Below are 16,599 nucleotides of genomic sequence, written 5' to 3' on the forward strand. Positions count from 1 at the left end.
GAGAGGAGACAAAGCGATGTCGTCCAACGGCGTTCTCATTCTTAGTCATTGCGGCTTTTCGTTCGCGGAAGATCTGATCGCGGCGATCAGGGCGCGCGGTCTTCAGCCTTTCGTGCTGAGTTCGCAGCCCCTGCAGGAACACGGCGAGAAAAGGTTGCAAGCGCTGCGCAATATTGCAGCGGTGGTCCTGTCGAGCGATTCGCATGTGCTGGAGATCACGGACGTCGAGGACGCCATCGCGTCGCTTGAGGCTGCGGGTCATACCGTTCGCGCATGCATCAGCGTATGGGAAGGCTATCGGGCGCTGATGGCGAAAGCCAACAGTCTGCTCGGCGTCAGGGATCTACCCGCACAACGGGTCGATTTCCTGCGCAACAAGCTGGCCGTGCGTAACGAGCTGCACCGCGAAGGGTTGTCCCGCGTCTCGGCGTGCCTCGTCACGCCGGACGTACTGAATGCATTGAAGCGCGACCCGGCGCCGTGGTTCATCAAGCCGGCGCGCGGCATCGCTTCTTATGGTGCGTTCCGTCTGCGCTCCGACACGACGTGGGCCACGCTCGAGGCGATCGCGGCAAGCGCGCGCGAAGACACGGTCTACGCATCGGCACTGGGCAAGCGCGTGGAATTCATTGCCGAGGGCTATCTCGCCGGCACCGAATTTAGCTTCGAGGTGCTGATGTCGCAAGGGCATCCGTTCGTGATGGCGGTGCACGAGAAGTGCGAGCTGACCGAAGCGAACGGCACGGTGCTCGAAGACGCGTGCACGAGCCCGCCGGCTTCCCTGTCGGGCGGCGATCTCGCGGCGGGTCTGGACTGGCTGCGCGCGGTGTGTTTTCAGTTGCGGCTCGACTGGGGCTGCTTTCACATCGAGACGCGTTTTGACGGCGCGCGCTGGGATCTGATCGAGGTCAACCCGCGAGTGGGCGGCAGTTTCATTTCGCACAGCGTCAAGGCGTTGAACGGCGAAGCCAGCATGCTCGAGCTGTGGCTCGACACGCTGCTGGAACAACCCGGCGGCGGCGAGTATCGCGCGCTGATGAGCCGGCTGCAGCGTCTGTCGTATGCGTTCGACGGCACACCGCCCACCGCACTCGCGACGTTTTTCCGCGTCTATTTTGCCGAGGCCGGCCGCGTCGAACACATCGAGCTTCGTCAGGGCGGACGTCGGCCGCTGATCGAGCAGATCCTGCTGAAACCGGGCGACGTGGTGCCCGATACGCCGCGCGAAACCTTCCTCGGCCAGCTGCTGTGGAGCATGACGCAGGAAGAGCGCGACGTCGTGCTCGCCAGCCTGCTGGAGGAATCGGCGACCGCCATTGACGTGCGCTACCAGAACCTGTCGCTTGCACTGGAGACTCGATCGTGAATGCAAATCCACCGTTACTACTGATCATCGATTACAACCTCAGCAGGGTGTCCGACGTCGCACATATCGCGGCGTATGCGCGGGCCCGCTACGGCGCGAAGATCGTCCTGGTCCGCGCGAACCCGAGCGAGCGCGACGCGCAACTCTGCGAGTATCTGATCGATCTCGATCCGCTCGCCGACGATTTCGTCGAGCAGGCACTGCGCTATCTGAAGCCGTGGCGCGAGCAGTTGCGCGCCGGCATGGTGTTCTCCGACAACGCGGTGCAAAGCGGCGCCGCATTGCTCGAACGTCTCGCGTTGCCGGTCGATTCGGCTGTGCTCGCGGCGAATGCGTACAGCAAGCGCGATTACCGCGTGAGCGAAGCGCGGGTTCGCGATCTGTTCGAATCGCAGGGCGTGATGGTGCCGGACTGCGTCGAGGTGGACTGCGTCGAGGATCTGCGCGAATTCGCCGGGCGGCATCCGGACGGCTTCGTCGTCAAGCCTTCGTGCGAGGGCAATAACCGCGGCGTCGTGGTCGTCAAACGGGGCGACAGCCTCGAAGCGGCGTTCGCGGCGGTCGAGCCGTATCTGTCGCGCGGTGCGATCTGCGAAACCTTCATTCCGTTCTCGCGTGAATTCTCGTTCGACGGCGTTGGTGCGACCGAATTCGTGACCGAGAAAGTGAGCGCGCATGGCCGCTATCCGGTCGAAGTTGCGCAGATCCTGCCGGCGCAGATCAGCGGGGCCGAGCGCGCGACGCTGACCCGCAGCGGCCGGCTCGCGAACGTGCTGGTGGGCCAGTTGCGCGGACCGTTCCACAACGAGATCAAGCTCGACGACGCAGGCCGTGAAGCGGCGATCGTCGAACCCAACCGGCGGCCCGCCGGCATGAAGATCTGGACGATCGCGGAAGAGGTGTACGGCATCGACTTCTACGCGCTGTGGGTCGATGCGGCGTTCGGTGTCGTGCGCGAGCCGCGTCTCGCGCCGGTCGGCAAGCAGGCCGCGACCGTGATGCTCGGCGTGCCGTCGGACGGCACGTGTCTGCCGGCGACGCTCGACGAAGGCGCACAGCTGTTCGACCGCACGCTGGCGCGGGCCGCTGCGCTGCTCGGTCTCGACGCGATGCGCCGTCTCGAGTTCGGCTGGCTCGGCGAAACCGAGCGCTTCATTCCGGCGTTGCCGCGCGATAACGCGGACTTCGCGGCGCAGGCGTGCTTCGCAGTCGACAGCGATGCGGCCGACATGCGCACCGTCGTGACCACAGTGCGTGCCACGTGGCTGTCGGTACTCGCCGAGGCGCGCGACATTTTCACGCCGACCAACGCAATCGTCCCGGCCGCGACACCGTTGGCCGCTGCCGCCTGACCGGAGCACGAACATGAAACTGCTCATCCTGCATCGCGTGCCTTATCCGCGGATCGAATACGCGCGCGGCATCGATCACGATCTCCACGAGGTGACCTATTTCGGCGTCGCCGGTCTGCTCGCCACGCTGCCCGCTGGTTTGCGCTGCGAGCAGGTCGAGCGGCCCGGCAAGCTGGGCGTATTCGACGAAGCGCAGGCGTGGCTCACACAGACGCCGCGTCGCTTCGATCGCGTGATCGCGCTGTCCGAATACGATCTGATCGACGCTGCACGTCTGCGCGCATGGCTCGACGTGCCGGGTGCCATGCCCGACGAAGTGCGTCTGGTGCGCGACAAGGTCGCGATGAAAGCGGCTGTGCATGAAGCGGGTTTGCGCGTGCCGCGCTTCGTCGGCTTGCCCGAATTTATCGCGTCGCCGTCGACGCCGGCATGGCGCGGTCGCACGGTGTTGAAGCCGTTGAGCGGCGCATCGAGCGAGGACGTCGTGATCTTCGACACGCTCGAGGAAACCGCCGCCGCGATCCGTGGACACCGCTCGGGCGTCGCGCGTCTGGATGCCGAAATCCAGCTGACCGACGCGTACGAGGTCGAGGAATTCGTCAGCGGCGAGATCCTGCATTTCGACGGTCTCGTCGCGCAGGGTGACGTGCTGACGGTCACCGCGAGCCGTTATATCGGCACCTGTCTTGCGTATGCGAAGGGCCAGCCGCTCGGGTCGTATCACTTTCCTGTGTCGGCATCGGCGCGCGCGTGGGTCGAGGCTGCATTGAAGGCGGTCGGCATCCGGCAGGGCAGTTTCCATCTCGAGGCGATCGAGAGCGGCGACGAACTGGTGTTTCTCGAAGTCGGCAATCGCGTCGGCGGCGCGGACGTCGTTGCGACGTTCGAATGTGCGACCGGCGTGCACATGCCGTCCGAGGAACTGCGCATCCTGCTCGACGGCAAACCGTCGCGTGCATTGCCGTCTACTCAGACGCAGGCGCAATGGTACGGCTGGTTCGTCTTTCCGGGTCACACGCTCGAAGACGAAACCTACGACGGCATCGCCGGTATCGATGCATTCCGTGGCGATCCGTCGCTCGTGCGCTGGGTCGAGCTGCCGGTCGGTGCGCCGATCGCGCGACGCATCACGTACTCCGCTCACGAAACGCCGCTCGCGGGCATCGTCGCGCACGACCGCTGGCAGGGTACGCGCGACTGGATCACCTCGCTGTTCGATGTCAGCACGACGCTGCGCGACAGCGGCGTCAAACGATTTTGCGCGTGGCCGCATGCGGCGCGCACCGCGTGTCAGTAAAACCCGTCGCGCATGCCGGTACGCGCGTTCGTCAACCGATTGATACACAGGAGCAACCCGTGACTACTGAACAGCAACGGTCCGAGACCCTCGACAGCAACACGCTCGCCGGCCAGATGGCGCTCAACTCGTTCTATCTGCGCGAACTCGCGCCGCCGAGCGCGCCGGAGACGGTGCCGCTGCTCGCGGACTACATCCGGATCCAGACGCTCGAAAGCGAGTGGAGCAACTACGAGGCGTCGCGCATCGACCTCGGCGACGTGCCGGCCGATGCCGAGCAGTTCGAAGAGTGGTATGTCGCGCTGCGCAACGTGCATCGCAAGGAAGTCTCGCCGTTCTTCGATTTCCTTGCCGAAGAAGCATCGTTGCCGCAGCTGTCGCTGTTCGTCAGTCTGGAAGCACAGGTGGATGGTCGCTTCGACGACATCATCGCGCTGTCGCAGCTCGGCATGGACGGCGACATGAAGCTCGCGCTCGCCGAAAACTACTGGGACGAGATGGGCCTTGGCGAACTCGACGAGATGCATACGCGCACGTTCATGCGGGCGTCGCCGTTCTTCCGCGCGCAGCTCGGCGATCTCGATCTCGAAGCGGAAATGCCGATCGCCGCGCTGAAAAACGGCAATCTGCTGCTGATGTACGCGCTGCGCCGTCAGCACGTAGGGCGCCTGCTCGGCGCGCTGACGCTGCTCGAACAGACCGTGCCGTATCGCTTTACGCGGATGCTGAAGGGCATGCAGCGCCACGACGTGCCGAAGGAATTCCGCTATTACCACGAGCTGCACGTTCCGGTCGATGCGAATCACGGCAAGCAACTGGTCGCGCGTGTGCTGATGCCGCTTGCGCGCCGTCATCCGCAGATCATCCGCGATCTGTGCGAAGGCTGTCTGATCCGCTACCAGATCGAGAAGGAATACTACGCGGGCGCACGCGACGTGATGGACCGACGGCTCCACTGACGCGCGCCGTGTCTCGTGGTCCGGTGCGTTTGTTTCCATACGCAGATAAGCTGGATCGCTGGACCACGAATTCACCCACGCCAATGAGGTTCGAACACACCATGCATCCGACACTCGCTTCCGATCTTGCCAACATCGATTCGCTTCTCGAACGCACGCGACGCCATGCTGTCGCGGCGCTCGCCACGCTCGACGACCGTCCCGCCGCGCTCGCTCCGCCGCCCGCCACGGTGCGCGGGCTGCCGCAGGAGGGCGCGGGGCTCGAAGGCGCACTGGAAGAATTCGCGACCCGCTGGGCCGCGGGTTTTTCCGGCAGCGCGGGGCCGCGCTATCTCGGCTTCGTCACCGGCGGCGCGACACCGGCGTCGCTCGCAGGCGACTGGCTCACCAGCATCTACGACCAGAATCCGACGGCGGGCATCGACAGTTCGGCGCCGGACCTGGAGCGCGAAACGATCGCGCGGTTGCGTGACCTGTTCGGCCTGAGCGACGCGCAGCAGGGCGTGTTCGTCACCGGCGCGACGATGTCGAATCTCGTCGGGCTGGCGATCGGCCGCGAATGGCTCGGCGAACAGAAGAACGTGCGCGTAGCGGAGCAGGGTGTCGCTGCGCTCGGCGACGTGAAGGTGCTGTCGGCGACCGCGCATTCGAGCATCTATAAGTCGCTGTCGGTACTCGGCATCGGGCGCAATGCGGTGCAGAAAGTCGCGACGCTGCCGGAGCGCGAAGCGATCGACATAGCGGCGCTGGAAAGCGCGCTCGCCGCATTGAACGGCGCACCAGCGATCGTCGTCGCGAGCGCGGGCACCGTCAACACCGTCGATTTCGACGACCTCGTCGCGATCCACGCGCTGAAGGCACGCTATCCGTTCTGGCTGCACGTCGATGCCGCGTTCGGGGCATTCGCTGCGCTGGCGCCGAAGTACGCATCGCTCGTCGCCGGGCTCGATGCAGCCGATTCGATCTGCGTCGATCTGCACAAGTGGCTGAACGTGCCGTACGACGCTGCCGTGCAATTCACGCGACGCCGCGATCTGCAGGTGCGCGTGTTCCAGAACAGCGCCGCGTACCTCGGCGTGCCGGCGGAGAACCCGGACTTCGTGCATCTGACGCCGGAGAACTCGCGCCGTCTGCGCGCACTCGCGACGTGGTTCTCGCTCGCCGCATACGGCCGTGCCGGACACGCGGAAATCGTGACCCGCAACATCGAACTCGCGCAGGCGCTCGGCAGACGTATCGAAGGCGTCGAAGGGCAGGCGGGTTTCCGTCTGCTCGCGCCGACGCGGCTCAACGTCGTCTGCTTCACGCTGGCCGAGCGGCCCGACGAGGCGCGCATCAACGCATACGTGCGTGCGGTGCGCGATCTCGGCGACGTGTTCATCACGAGCACGGTGTATGGCGGAACGTGGGGGCTGCGGGTCGCTTTCACGAACTGGCGCACGTCAGAGGCCGACGTGCCGCGCATTTTCGGGTCGTTGCAGAAGGCACTCGACAAGCTCGGGTCCTGAGTTTCGCCGCGAGGCGATCACGCCGCGGCGCACGCGCCGACAGTTTCACCGGCCGCTAGCCGGGCGCACGTCGCGGTTCCTTTATCTTTTCAAAACACGAGACTGGTGACTTCATGAGCATAATCGTTGGCGTGTCCGCGCACTACCATGACGCTTCGTGCTGCATCATCAAGGATGGCCGGCTGATCGCCGCCGCCGAAGAGGAGCGTTTCTCCAAGGTGAAGCACGACAGCAGCATTCCGACCGGCGCATTCCGCTATTGCCTGCGCGAAGCGAAGGTGACCATCAAGGACATCGACTGCATCGCGTACTACGAGGACCCGTACAAGAAGGCGTCCCGGCAGATCGCGACGAACGTGATGGACCTGCTGCGCAATCCGAAGCGTCGCTTCAAGATCGACCCGGCGCGCCCCGAGCGCGACATTCGCCAGAGCCTCGGTTTCGACGGTCCGATCGAATACGTGGATCACCATCTGTCGCATGCGGCCAGCTCGTTCTTCTTCTCCGGTTTTCCCGAAGCGGCGTTGCTGACCGTCGACGGCGTCGGCGAATGGGCGACGACCACCTACGGTCACGGCAAGGATGCGTCGATCGAACTGTTCGAAGAGGTGGCATTTCCGAACTCGCTCGGTCTGCTCTACAGCACGATCACCGCGTATCTCGGCTTCGACGTGAACGACGCCGAGTACAAGGTGATGGGGCTCGCGCCGTATGGAGACCCGAAGTACGTCGAGCAGATGCGCCGTCTGTTCGACATGAGCGATCGCGGACAGTACCGGCTGAACATGGAGTACTTCGATTTTCTCAACGGCGAGCGGATGTATTCGGATCTTCTGCCCGAGCTGTTCGGCGAACCGCCGCGCGAAGCGGAATCGGATCTCGAAGCATTCCATAAGGACGTGGCCGCGAGCCTGCAGCGCACGCTCGAAGACATCCTGCTCGCGAAGGCGCGCTATCTGCACGACACGCATCCGGTCGACAATCTCTGCATGGCCGGCGGCGTCGCGCTCAATTGCGTCGCGAACGGCCGCGTGTTGCGCGAAGGCCCATTCAAGAAACTGTTCGTGCAGCCGGCTGCGAGCGACGCGGGCGGCTCGCTCGGCGCGGCCGCCGTCGCACATACGCGGCTCACGGGGCAGCGTCCCGAGCTGAAGACGCTGCCGCACGTTTATCTCGGACCGGCTTACTCGAATCACGAAATCAGCCAGACGGTACGCGCGATTTTTCCGGAGGCGTCGATCGTCGATTGCACCGAGCAACCCGATGCGTTGATTGCCGAAACCGCGAAGCGTCTCGCCGACGGCAAGGTGATCGGCTGGTTCCAGGGGCGCATGGAGTTCGGTCCGCGTGCGCTCGGTTCGCGTTCGATCATCGCGGACCCGCGACGTCCGGAGATGCGCGACCGGATCAACGCGCTCGTCAAGATGCGCGAAGCGTTCCGGCCGTTTGCGCCCGCCGTGCTTGAATCGAAAGCGGCCGAGCATTTCGAACTCGACCACGCGTCGCCGTTCATGCTCGAAACCTGCCAGGTGATCTCGAAGCTGACGCTGCCCGCGATCACGCACGTCGACGGGTCCGCGCGCGTGCAGACGGTCAACGAGAACAGCAATCCGCGCTTTCACGCGCTGCTCGAGGAATTCGACCGACTGACCGATTGCCCGATCCTGCTGAACACGTCGTTCAACATGCGCGGCGACGCGATCGTGCTCGATCCGGTCGATGCAATCTGGTGCTTCGTCGTGTCCGACATCGATGCGCTCGTGATCGGCGACTACATCGTCGATCGCGGCTTCAAGCTCGAGACGTGGGGCAAGCTGAAGGAGATCTTCAGCGCGCGTTCGGCGAAGAAGCGCGTCGCGCCGGAATCGGTCAACGTCTACACGTTCCTGTAATCCGGCGCATCGGGCGGCCACCATGTCCATCCAGATTCCATCAGGCGACCGGTCCTGGGTCATCCGGCGAACCCTGAGCTTCGACAGCGCGACGCATACGTTCCGGCGTCGCGACGTCGAGATCGCGGGCTCGCGGATTCGCGCGGTGCTGCCCGCCGGCACGTCGACACTTGACGACGGGCTGGATGGGGAAGCGTTCGTCTGCACGCCGGGCATCGTCGGGATCGAGGCGCTGCGTGATCGCTCCGCGCCCGCCGCGATCGATTCGCTGCCGTCGTGCATGACGACCGTCGGCGTGTATTGCGCAAGCACACGCGATACGCGCCGCTGGCCCGCGACGTCGGCACGCACGGTCGCGCTGCTGAAGTTCGACGGCAGCAACCTGGAGCAGGTGAACGGGTTGCTCGACTGGTCGCTGACCGCGTCGCGCGGACGGGCCGGGCGTGCAGTCGCTGCGGTGAATCCCGCCGGTCCGATCAAGGTGTTGCCCGTGCTCGCGAGCGGCCGTCTGATGTCGGCGACCGAGATTGTCGAGGTCGCGCGCTTCGCGAAGATGCTGGGTACGCGCATCGGCATCCGGCTGTCGACGAACGCCGACGAAGCGCTCGAATTCCGCAGCCGTTTCTATTGCTCGGAAAGCGCGCTGATCGCGTACCTGCTGCCGCAGGAGCAGGACGTGACGGTGTTCGACGCGACGCGCATCGATCGACGGGAAGCGTCGGTGCTGGCACGCGCGCAGTGCACCGTGTCGTTCGGCGAGCCGGGTGTCGGCAGTTTTGCGAGCCGCTGGCGTGCGCATGCGCCGCTCTTCACGCAACGCCGCGCCGCGTTGCACGTGCCGCGCGAAGCGGTGCGGTTGTTGCTCGCGCGTGTCGTCGCGCATGCGCCGGCCGCGCAGCTCGACTGCTATGCGGACGCGTTGACCCGGTCCGCAGCGGGCGCGCTGGGACTTGCCGACGTCGGTGCATTGGCGCCGGGCATGAAAGCCGATCTGTGCATGTTCGAGCGCCGCGACACCGACGACTACAGCACAGGAAGCGCCGCGTTTCTGTCGCTGCTCGCGTCGCGTCGTCCGGCGGCGACGCTGGTCGAAGGTCGACGCATGCCGTTCGATGAACAGGCGGACCCGGTCGATCGTCCGTTGCTGGCGTCGGGCTGGGCGTGAGGTACCTGTTCGCCGTGCTGTTTCATGTGTCGCTGGATTTCGCCGGCTGTTGCTGAACGGTCGGTTCCCGTACCGGAAGTACCCCTTTGTGGTCTTGCAAACTCAGGAGCTCCAACCATGAAAGACAATTCGATGCGACAGGAACTGAGCGACCGGTTTGCCGCGTTGCTCAAACAGGACAACGCAGCGCTCTCCGTGCTGCAGTTGCTCGGCGAAGAGACGAAGCCCAACGACGCGCCCGGCGGAGATCACTGGTCGGGTCCGTTCGCAGCGCTCGCCGAAGATTTCGCGAGCCTGAAGGGACAGCACTCGGCGAAGCGCTCGGTCGGGATCTGGGAGGAAGAGGTCGAAGGCTCGGGTGAATTCGTGCGCGCCCGCAAGCACATCGACTTGTGGCGCTTCTGTGCCGACGTCGAACGGATTCCGCCTAAGGGCGCGAGCAAGCGCATCGTGCTGCTCGGCGAATCGGTCGCGCGCGGCTTCTTCTTCGACCCGGTGTACAGCCCGGCGAAAGTGTTGCGCGAGCAGATCACAGCATCTGCTGAGCCGGTCGAAATCATCGACCTCGCGCAAAGCAACTGCGATCCGTGGTGGTTGTCGAAGCTCGCCGCGTCGGCGCATCTGCTGGAGCCGGATGCTGTCGTCGTGTTCGCCGGCAATAACTGGCGTGTGGGGTCGCTGGCCAGCACGTCGACGGAAGCATTCATCGCCGACGGTGAATTGATCGAGGAACCCCAAGGCTTCTCGAAGCTGCTGAATCGCCAACTGGCGAGTCTCGAACATTTCGCGGGGCAGGTCGTCGATCAATTGACGTCGTCGCTGATGCAATTGAAGGTGCCGGTCGTGTTCGTGATTCCCGAGATCAACGTTGCGGACTGGGCCAGCGCACCGGTCGGCGCGCTCGACGTTCCGCTGATGTCGGCAGACGACACCCAACGCTGGGTAGCCGCGTACCGTTCCGCAACCGACGCGCTGCAAAACAAAGACTTCACCGCTGCCGAGCAGTCGATCCGCACGGCAATCGATCTCGACGGCGGCACGTCGTCGGCGAGTCTCGATCTGCTTGCGCGCGCGCAGCAGGGCGCCGGCAAACGCAACCAGGACGTGTACCGGACGCTGCGCCAGAGCCGCGACATCATCGACGATACGCGCGTCGTACCGGGCATTTTCGTCAATGTCGCGGAGACGATCCGCCGCGTCGCTCCGCAGCGCGGCGCGACGATCGTGGACTTGCCGCAGCTGTTCGGCGATCGCTACGAGCATGAGATTCCGGGGCGGCGTCTGTACCTCGACTTCTGCCATCACACGTCGGAAGGGATGCGTGTCGCGATGGCGGCAACTGCCGAGAAACTGCTGCCGGCGTTGTTCAACCGCACCGCGCATCTCGACGATCTGATCGACGCGGCGTCGAAGCCCGCACCCGAGCACGAAGCGTGGGCGCATCTGCTCGCCGCGATCCATAACGCGCACTGGGGGCAGAACCCGGAGATCTGCCGCCATCACCTGCAACGTGCGAAGGACTACGATCCGTCGATCGCGCAGACCGGCGTGAAGCTCGTCTACGACGCGTATAGCCGCAAGACGCCGCCGGTTCTGCTGCCGACCTTCGATCAACTGGTGAAGAACGATATCGCCGAAGTGTGCCTCGTCGGTTACAGCCCGCTCGCGCGCGGCGTGATCAAGGAGCAGGTGCTGCTCACCGCGATTGGGGAAGTCTTTCCCGAATTCGACGCACAGCCCGCCGATCCCGATCTGTCGCTCGGCGCGGTTGAGGCAATCGATCTGCTGGAATCGCACTGGACCGAGCTGACGGACCGCAATCGTTGGTATCGCCGCGCGTATTCGGCGTCCTACGGTCTGACGAGCGAGTTCACGTTCTCGTGCACGTCGCCGCTCGATCTGTCGATCGAACTCACCGCGCGGATTCCGAACGCGGTCGGCACCGGCCAGATCGCGGTCGAGCTGAACGGTCAACCGGTCACGCAGGCAACGCTCGACGACCAGTGGGGCTCGCTGCGGGTTCAGGCGGGCGCGGGCGTCGTGCGCGGCGGTCTAAATCGTTTGACGATCGACTGGCCGGGCGTGCCGCGTACCGATACCCGGAACAGTCTGCGGCGGGATTTCGAAGCGGGGCAGAAGGTCGATATCCGCACGCAGTTCGGTCAGATCCACACGTTGGCGGTATCGGTCGCAGCATGAGTCGCGTGTGTCTGATTACCGGAGTGGGAGCCGCGACCGGCGCGTCGATCGCGCGCCGGTTTGCACGCGATGGCTATCGTGTCGCGATGCTGGCGCGTAATCGCGAGCGGCTTGCGCAGCTCGAAGCGCAGATCGACGGAAGCCGCGCGTACGTGTGCGACGTCGGCGATCTCGATGCGCTGGACTGTACGCTCGATGCGGTTCGTGCGGAGATGGGCGCACCCTCGGTTGTTATTCACAACGCAGTGTCGGAGACGTTCGCGACGTTTGTCGATGGCGACGCGGCGACGCTCGAGCGCAACTTCCGCGTCAACACGACGGCGCTGCTTCAACTCGCGCGTCGTTGTACGCCCGACATGATCGCGGCCCGTGAAGGCGCGATCGTCGTAACAGGCAACACGGCGTCGGTGCGCGGCAAGCCGAACTACGCGCTGTTCGCGCCGACGAAGGCCGCGCAACGCGTGCTCGCCGAGGCGTTGGCCCGCGACCTCGGACCGAAACGCGTTCACGTCGGCTATCTGATGATCGATGCGGTGATCGACGCCGCGTGGCTCGAAGAGAGCGGCCGGACCCGGCCGGCCTGGGCGGAGCCGCCGCCCGGCTGGCCGTTCTCGCGCGACGAGTATTTCACGCAGCCGGATGCGATCGCCGACGAGGTGTTTCATATCGCTCATCAGCATCCGTCCGCGTGGACGTTCGACTACACGATCCGACCGTTTGCGGAGAAGTGGTGAGTGGTTGCAGGCAGAATGGAGCGACACGCGGCTCGCGATTCAGGAACACCACGACGAATGAAGAATGCAATGAACGATGCAGCGGGTGCGGTTCCTTCCGCATCTACTGTTGACGATGTCGGACTGCGTCACACCGACGTCCCCTATTACACGCAGTGGGGCAGCCCCGGCTGGGTGCGCGCGATCGTCGATGACGACGCGGACCCCTGCGACGATCCCGAGTGGCAGCGAAGCGGCTTCACCGATCCCGAGCGCTATCGCTTCTGGGCGGACCGGTTGTGCGGGCTGACCTGTTTCGAATCGGTGTTGGACTACTGGCACATCGCGCATCCATCGCGCGCGATGCTGCTCGACGAAGCGCTGCGTCATGACATCTACCGGATGCGCGACGATGGGGGTGTCGATGGGCTGATCTATCGGCCGTTCGCCGATTGGGTCCGCACGGCATTCGGCGTGCGCGTCGATGTGCTGACGGAGATTTCGATCGAAGACATCGCGGCGCGGCTCGATCGGGACACGCTGGCGATCGTTTCGGTGAGTCCGGAGATTCGCTATCCGGAGCGGCGGAACGAAAGGCGCGGCGGTCATCTGGTTTTACTGCACGGACGAGACGACAACGGCGTGTGGTTCCACAATCCATCCGGTGTCGCGCCGTATCAGGCGGATGCGTGGCTGCCGTTCGACACGTTCGGGCGCTTCTACGCGCGGCGTGGGATGACGCTCACGCGGGCTTGAGCGTTAGTGGTATTCAGCGGCTGCGACGACCGTGTACCGCATCGTCCGGCACGCCATGATCGCGGCCCGCGGCCAGCATCACCTGATACTGGCTGTGGCGTTGATACGAGTGCCACATGTCACGAGCGACGTTGCGCAGCATGGTGGAAAACGACGTTCTGGCAGAGCGCGCAGGAACGAGAGTGGTGGGCGAAACGGGCTGGCTGGACATAATGGGTATGAGAGGGTTATTACCTAGGTGTTAACCATTATAACCGACCCAAAACCTCGGCCACCCTCTACGGCGCCTGTGAGCGCTACTTAGGCGCGATATCCCGCCGCACCCGCATGATGTGCTGCTCGACATAAAAGGCCGCCGCATCCGCATCGCCGGCGACGATCGCCTCGTAGATCAGCCGATGCTCCGACACATACAGACGGATCCGGCCCGGATCGTCGATGCCGTCGTCCTTCAGGCGTTTCCACAGCGGCTGGTCCATCGTCTTCGCGACCTCGTCGGCGATCTTCACGAGCAGCGCGTCGCCGGTCATTACCGCGAGCTGTCGATGAAACAACCGGTCGCTATCGTTCCAGAGCGCGCGTTGCCCCGCGTCGGACACGTCCGCAATCGAATCCATCTGAGCGAGATAGTGCTCGGCGAGCGGATCGCGCCGGCCGTGCGCGGCGGCGCGTCGGGCGATCGCTGGTTCGAGGATCAAGCGGACGTCGAGCGTCGACGTCGGGCTGAAGTCGGGATCGGCGATCGGCGAACCTTCCGGTGGCGCGGCCGCGAGCCGTTGCAACGCGTCCGCGCAGACGTAGGTGCCGGAGTTGCGCCGCGTCTGCACGAGCCCTTCGTTCTGCAACGCGCCGATCGCCTCGCGCACCGCGGGCCGGCCGACGCCGAAGCGCGCGGCCAGCTCGCGCTCGGACGGCAGCCGCGTTTCGGACGCGAAATGGCCGCTGCGGATATCGGCGCGGATGCGCTCCGACACCTGCTCGTAGATCTGCTTCGGACGAAACGCGCCGTCGAGCGCAGGGGATGTCATGACCATGTCGCCTGGTTTGCAGAACGGGGGACCCCGGCCGATCCGGATTGAAACCAGATCGCCGCGATTATTTTGATACTGGTTGCTGATTAATCCAATGTGGTCTAGATTTGGGTCCAGTATAAGACAGCAGCGAGGAGAACAAAATGATTGAATCGTCGGGACGCGCGAGGGGATGAAAGCGCCATGAAACTGAATCGCGTGATCAGCACGGTCGAAGTGCACACCGGCGGCGAGCCGTTCCGGATCGTCACGAGCGGATTGCCGAAGATGCCGGGCAAAACCATCGTCGAGCGCCGCGCGTGGCTGAAGGAGCACGCGGACCATCTGCGCCGCGCACTGATGCTCGAGCCGCGCGGCCATGCCGACATGTACGGCGGCTACCTGACCGATGCGGTCTCCGAAGGCGCGGACTTCGGCATCATCTTCGTCCACAACGAGGGCTACAGCGATCATTGCGGCCACGGTGTGATCGCGCTCGCCACGGCGGCGGTCGCGCTCGGCTGGGTCGAGCGCACCGAGCCGGAAACGCGCGTCGGCATCGACGCGCCGTGCGGGTTCATCGAAGCATTCGTCCGCTGGGACGGCGATCACACGGGCGGCGTGCGCTTCGTCAACGTGCCGTCGTTCGTGTGGCAGCGCGACGTGAGCGTGCAGACGCCATCGTTCGGCGAGGTGCGCGGCGACATCGCGTTCGGCGGCGCGTTCTATTTCTACGCGTCGGGCGAGCCGTTCGGACTCGAGATCCGCGAAGCAATGGTCGACCGGTTGATCCAGTTCGGCGCCGAAGTGAAGCGCGCGGCGAACGAAGCATTCAAGGTCGAGCATCCGCTGATTCCCGAGATCAATCACATCTACGGCACGATTGTCGACAACGCGCCGCGCCACCCCGGCTCGACGCAGGCGAACTGCTGCATCTTTGCCGACCGCGAGGTCGATCGTTCGCCGACCGGCTCCGGGACGGCGGGACGCGTCGCGCAACTGTATGCGCGCGGCGAACTCGCGATGGGCGCGACGCTTGTCAACGAATCGGTGATCGGCACGGTGTTTCGCGGTCGCGTGCTGCGCGAGACGAAGCTCGATCGGTTCGATGCGGTGATCCCGGAGATCGAAGGCGACGCGCATATCTGCGGGTTCGCGAACTGGATCGTCGATGAACGCGATCCGTTGACGTATGGGTTTCTGGTGCGGTGAGCGTGGAGACTGGCGCATCGATCGCCGGTCCTGACGATCGCACCACAGAACAGACAAGGAGCACCTCCGTATGACCCGCCAGACCGTACAGATCCACGACGCCGCCGCGACCGCGCGCGTCACGCCGTACCCGGCACTCGTCGCCGCTTTGCGCACCGCGACCGCCGACTACGCGGCCGGCCGCATCGTCAGCCCCGAGCGTCTGGTCGTGCCGCTGAACGACGGCGGCATCCTGCTGTCGATGCCGGCCACCGCGCCCGATCTCGCGATCCACAAGCTCGTCAACGTCTGCCCGCGCAACGGCGAGCGGGACTTGCCGACGATCCACGGTCAGGTGATGGCGTTCGATGCGGACACCGGCGAGACGCGTTTCATCCTCGACGGCCCGACCGTCACCGGACGACGCACCGCCGCGATGTCGATGCTCGGCATCGAGACGTTAAGTCAGTCGGCCCCACGCGACGTGTTGTTGATCGGCACCGGCACGCAGGCGGCGAATCACGCAGCGGCGCTCGCCGAGCTGTATCCCGATGCTCGCCTGCGCGTAAGCAGCCGCACGCTGGCTCGCGCGCAGGCGTTCTGCGACGCGCATCGCGCGCAGGCGCCGAACCTCGAACCGCTCGCAGGCGATGGCAATGGCGAAGTAACGCCGGAGTCGATCGATCTGGTCATCGCGTTAACGACGAGCCGTGCCGCTGTCTACGACGAAGCACCGCGCGCAGGCCGGCTCGTGATCGGCGTCGGCGCGTTCACGCCGGAGATGATCGAGCTGGGCGCACGCACGGTGCTCGGCAGCGCGCTGTTCGTCGACGATCTGGCGGGCGCGCGTCACGAGGCAGGAGACTTTCTGCAGGCGGGCATCGACTGGAACACGGTGACGGGCATCTCGGACGCGACTAAACAACCAGCCGACCGGCCGGTCGTCTTCAAATCGGTCGGCTGTGCGGCGTGGGATCTTGCCGCCTGCCGCGTCGCGCACGCGACGCTCTCAGCCGGCGGCGCGTGAGGTAACGCGGGAACACGCGAAGGCGAAGGAAAAGGAAAAGACAGTACAACGAGAGAATCGGCCCCACTCCGGGCAAAAAGTATTGCCCGGATAGCGTCTGGTGCCGTGCAAACATTCTCAAAACGTTGCACCATAGGCGTCTTGCAAAAACGGCCCGTGGCGGT

13 protein-coding genes are annotated in these 16,599 nt (G+C 64.9%); 12 read left to right on the forward strand and 1 reads right to left on the reverse strand.

The annotated features are described in order from the left end of the window. The first annotated feature begins 16 nt into the window (after positions 1-16). The 10 genes from E1748_RS00815 (at position 17) to E1748_RS00860 (ending at position 13,207) form a co-directional block, all read left to right on the forward strand. Positions 17-1,366 carry an ATP-grasp domain-containing protein gene (locus E1748_RS00815; protein ID WP_133645260.1) on the forward strand — a complete coding sequence of 450 codons (1,350 nt, stop codon included), beginning with the start codon at positions 17-19 and terminating at the stop codon, positions 1,364-1,366. After that, a complete protein-coding gene (locus E1748_RS00820) occupies positions 1,363-2,718 on the forward strand; it encodes an ATP-grasp domain-containing protein (RefSeq protein ID WP_133645261.1) in 1,356 nt (451 codons plus the stop codon). The genes E1748_RS00815 and E1748_RS00820 overlap by 4 nt, the downstream gene beginning before the upstream one ends. 13 nt (positions 2,719-2,731) lie before the next feature. Beyond that, positions 2,732-4,015 (forward strand): ATP-grasp domain-containing protein, encoded by a 1,284-nt coding sequence (locus tag E1748_RS00825; RefSeq protein ID WP_133645262.1) that lies wholly within the window; start codon positions 2,732-2,734, stop codon positions 4,013-4,015. A 59-nt stretch (positions 4,016-4,074) separates the two neighbouring features. Further along, complete coding sequence (locus tag E1748_RS00830; RefSeq protein WP_133645263.1) at positions 4,075-4,974, forward strand: iron-containing redox enzyme family protein; 900 nt, start codon at positions 4,075-4,077, stop codon at positions 4,972-4,974. Positions 4,975-5,075: 101 nt separating this feature from the next. Next, the gene (locus tag E1748_RS00835) at positions 5,076-6,482 is read left to right on the forward strand and encodes a pyridoxal phosphate-dependent decarboxylase family protein (protein WP_133645264.1); all 1,407 of its coding nucleotides are present in this window, start codon (positions 5,076-5,078) and stop codon (positions 6,480-6,482) included. Positions 6,483-6,595: 113 nt separating this feature from the next. After that, complete coding sequence (locus tag E1748_RS00840; protein ID WP_133645265.1) at positions 6,596-8,374, forward strand: carbamoyltransferase family protein; 1,779 nt, start codon at positions 6,596-6,598, stop codon at positions 8,372-8,374. Positions 8,375-8,396: 22 nt separating this feature from the next. Beyond that, a complete protein-coding gene (locus tag E1748_RS00845; RefSeq protein WP_133645266.1) occupies positions 8,397-9,539 on the forward strand; it encodes a hypothetical protein in 1,143 nt (380 codons plus the stop codon). 117 nt (positions 9,540-9,656) lie between these two features. Next, positions 9,657-11,738: a hypothetical protein gene (locus E1748_RS00850; RefSeq protein WP_133645267.1), complete on the forward strand. Its 2,082-nt coding sequence runs from the start codon at positions 9,657-9,659 to the stop codon at positions 11,736-11,738. Then, entirely contained in the window at positions 11,735-12,472 is a 738-nt protein-coding gene (locus tag E1748_RS00855) for an SDR family NAD(P)-dependent oxidoreductase (protein ID WP_133645268.1), read from the forward strand. Before E1748_RS00850 ends, E1748_RS00855 begins: the two co-directional genes overlap by 4 nt. Positions 12,473-12,541: 69 nt before the next feature. Beyond that, complete coding sequence (locus tag E1748_RS00860) at positions 12,542-13,207, forward strand: C39 family peptidase (RefSeq protein ID WP_133647179.1); 666 nt, start codon at positions 12,542-12,544, stop codon at positions 13,205-13,207. Positions 13,208-13,503: 296 nt separating this feature from the next. On the opposite strand, the gene E1748_RS00865 is transcribed toward E1748_RS00860, so the two are convergent. Continuing rightward, the gene (locus E1748_RS00865) at positions 13,504-14,241 is read right to left on the reverse strand and encodes a FadR/GntR family transcriptional regulator (RefSeq protein WP_133645269.1); all 738 of its coding nucleotides are present in this window, start codon (positions 14,239-14,241) and stop codon (positions 13,504-13,506) included. 180 nt (positions 14,242-14,421) lie between these two features. Between E1748_RS00865 and lhpH the strand changes: the two genes are divergently transcribed. Continuing rightward, positions 14,422-15,429, forward strand: coding sequence for a trans-3-hydroxy-L-proline dehydratase (gene lhpH / locus E1748_RS00870; protein WP_133645270.1), 1,008 nt, complete (start codon positions 14,422-14,424; stop codon positions 15,427-15,429). Between the two features lie 70 nt (positions 15,430-15,499). Then, the gene (gene lhpI, locus E1748_RS00875) at positions 15,500-16,435 is read left to right on the forward strand and encodes a bifunctional Delta(1)-pyrroline-2-carboxylate/Delta(1)-piperideine-2-carboxylate reductase (RefSeq protein WP_133645271.1); all 936 of its coding nucleotides are present in this window, start codon (positions 15,500-15,502) and stop codon (positions 16,433-16,435) included. Positions 16,436-16,599: the final 164 nt, after the last annotated feature.

This window comes from Paraburkholderia flava, assembly GCF_004359985.1.
GTDB classification, from domain to species: Bacteria; Pseudomonadota; Gammaproteobacteria; order Burkholderiales; family Burkholderiaceae; genus Paraburkholderia; species Paraburkholderia flava.